This is a genomic window from Desulfovibrio sp. SGI.102 (genome assembly GCF_050314315.1).
In the GTDB taxonomy this organism is placed as follows: domain Bacteria; phylum Desulfobacterota; class Desulfovibrionia; order Desulfovibrionales; family Desulfovibrionaceae; genus Desulfovibrio.
Window position 1 is genome coordinate 1 of sequence record NZ_JBNPNC010000107.1, and the last position, 2635, is coordinate 2635.

The window sequence follows — 2635 nt, forward strand, 5'->3', positions numbered from 1 at the left end:
AACTTACGCGTGGAAAATGCCTCTCCCAGTTCTTCCCCAAACCGTGCCATCCCATATTCGACAATGGCATCGCTGATGAACTGGTTTTTCGTGCCCTTGCCTTGTTTCTTCCACTCTTCAAGCACCGCACAAGCCGCTTGGGAGTAATAGACGGTCATTTGGTGTCCGTCTTTTTTGGAAGCAAGGAAAAAGTTCTCGGGAACGTCGTCTTTCTTGGTGTCGAGCTTGGATTTTTCACTCATGGCAGCCTCCTTATGAAAGAAAGTACTGCGATGATAGCACATCGTCAATGCGATTAAAAAAGAAAGGAATCTTCAAATGAAAGGTTTTCTTCGTGGGCATCCACCGTAAAAGCATCGTAATTCGGCCCGGTGCCATAGTATACGTATAATTATTCACAAATATTTAAGTACTGTTGAGGAGATATAAAACTATGAGGAACTACTATGAGGTTCATTACGATACAAGGCATGCAATTCTGGGTTTCAACGAAAAAGCACCGTTACGTTCATCGTAAAAGACGGCACAAGCACCAATCCTTACGGAGGTCATGGAAGCAGAGGAATAAAGGTTTACGCCGTGCCCTTTGCTCGTTAGCTACCTCGCCTTATCTGTTCATCTCCCTGATGATCCCCGGTGCATGCTGCGATACGCAGCGGTTTGCTAACTGCCAGGACGTGTTCACCAAGTTCGTGAGGAAGCTGGTCTACCGGTTCCCGGGCTGCTGGTTCGTGTACAAGCGCGAATGGACGCAAAAGACAGGATTCCACTTCCATTTGATAGGGAACCTTTTTGAGTCGAAAAAGCTGAACTTGAAAGCTTCAAACCATAGAAAAGTTTCCAAACTATGGAATGCATCGATAACGGCAGTTCATGGGACGGTGCCTCCAGCTGGCGTGAAGCCATGCCTTGTCAAAGAGTGTAGCTTTGCCATGCATACTGGCTACCTTCTTAAGGATGGCAAGAAAGGGCAGGATATGGCCTTTATCAAGAAGTCTGGCGGTGCGCAGACGTGGAACTACATCAATAAGAAAAACATCCCGTTTGCGCCGAAAATACCGGCAAAGATTACTGAAAAGGCCTATTTCTTGTTCCTCGATATGCTGAAAGAGGAACTGGACGGTACCGGCTTCAATACCGAATACATTATGCGTATCAGGCCCAAGGCATGTGCCTCGTTGAGCCACATTGATAATGACATCCTGTTGAGGGTTCTCAAAGAAGCTTGCAAGGAGGCACACGATGGGGCAGCAGTGCATGACATATAAGCAGATAGCCGAGATCTTACAGATAGCACCAAATACGTTTAGGAAGACGTGGCGCCAGTATCCCCACTTCTTTGTGACCCCGCCCAGCACAAGGCCGCAAGGGGGAAACCTCAAAAGTGCCCGTTTCGACCCTGTGGAAGTCTTGAACTACGCAAAACAAGGAAGGTACAGCTATTATGGCTATCAACAAGATAGAGATGAAGACGTGCAGTCGGTACGAGGCAAGCGTCAAAGTAGGTGGTGTAATACGCAAGAAGCGCTTTCTGACGCTCCAAGAAGCAAAGATATGGGAGTTGGCGATGAGGCAAGCCCCAGCGATGGCAGGACAGCCCTGTTTGATGTATTCGCTGGCCTGTAGCCAGTACATAGCTGACTGCGAGCTGCGCATAGCTTCCAACACCCTTAGGGAGAAGAAGAAGCACCTGCGGGAGTTCGCCAGCTATATCAGGAAAGACTGCCGCTTGCAGGACTGCGCTATGGATGACGTTACTTTGAGCATGGCACGTGCCTTTAGCAACGGCGTCATGGCCCGTAGCGGTGCCAAAACGGCCAACAGGCGTATACGTACGCTCAAGGCCCTTTGGAACTGGCACAAATCAGAGCTTACCGGCAATCCTTGGCAGGCGGTCAAGCCCTTCCCGGAAGAGGAGTTCGTCAAGTACGTCCCTTCAAAGGATGACGTTGAGAAAGTCTTCGCCGCTGCTACGCAGCAGGAAAGAGATATATTAACGTTCATCAGCTACACGGGGGCACGCCTCAGCGAAGTGCTCAACCTGAAATGGGAAGACGTTTTGGACGGCTCCATCAGGCTGTGGACGCACAAAAGCCGGAATGGCTCCAAGACGTCCCGTCTGGTTCCTGTCGGCCATACGCTGCGTGACGTGTTGACGCGGCTTCACCCTCTATCAGAGGGCAGCCCGTATGTTTTCGTCAATCCCGCTACGCATGGGCCGTACAGACGGAATCAGCCCTCCATATGCCGCATGCTGAAACGGCTGTGCCGTGAAGCTGGTGTCAGGGAGTTCGGTTTTCACGCGCTGCGGCACTACTTCGCCTCCATGCTCGTAAGCACGAACAAGGTGACGCTGTGCGATATTCAGCACATGCTGGGCCACCAGCGCGCCACGACCACGGACACCTACTTGCACAGCTTGTGCCCCCCAGTAGATCACTTGGCGGGGGTGATTGAAGAAATGAACCAGCCCTTGAAGGCCAGCTAACAACCAGACAACCGAAAGGCCGGGGAGACGATCTCCGGCCTTTTTTGTCGGCTTCGCACACCGTACCACCAGCCGAAGCGTTTCCCACGCTCAAAAAGGCCGCCATAAGCAAGGCTGGGCAGCCTGTTTACGTGCCCCCCTGGAAAC

General features: G+C 51.4%; 3 protein-coding genes. 2 read left to right on the plus strand and 1 reads right to left on the minus strand.

Annotation, left to right across the window (positions count from 1 at the left end):
• Positions 1-242, minus strand: a 242-nt coding sequence (locus ACQRCJ_RS12275) for a hypothetical protein (RefSeq protein ID WP_427799920.1), incomplete at its 3' end; no start/stop codon positions are given.
• A gap of 228 nt (positions 243-470) precedes the next feature.
• On the opposite strand from ACQRCJ_RS12275, the gene ACQRCJ_RS12280 reads away from it, so the two are divergent.
• The gene (locus tag ACQRCJ_RS12280; RefSeq protein WP_427799921.1) at positions 471-1268 is read left to right on the plus strand and encodes a hypothetical protein; all 798 of its coding nucleotides are present in this window, start codon (positions 471-473) and stop codon (positions 1266-1268) included.
• A 176-nt stretch (positions 1269-1444) separates the two neighbouring features.
• The gene (locus ACQRCJ_RS12285) at positions 1445-2488 is read left to right on the plus strand and encodes a tyrosine-type recombinase/integrase (RefSeq protein WP_427799922.1); all 1044 of its coding nucleotides are present in this window, start codon (positions 1445-1447) and stop codon (positions 2486-2488) included.
• Positions 2489-2635: the final 147 nt, after the last annotated feature.

Excerpts from the sequence above, each read along its gene's own strand:
- ACQRCJ_RS12280 (WP_427799921.1), top strand. The coding sequence starts at position 471 with ATGCAATTCTGGGTTTCAACGAAAAAGCACCGTTACGTTCATCGTAAA.
- ACQRCJ_RS12285 (WP_427799922.1), top strand. The coding sequence starts at position 1,445 with ATGGCTATCAACAAGATAGAGATGAAGACGTGCAGTCGGTACGAGGCA.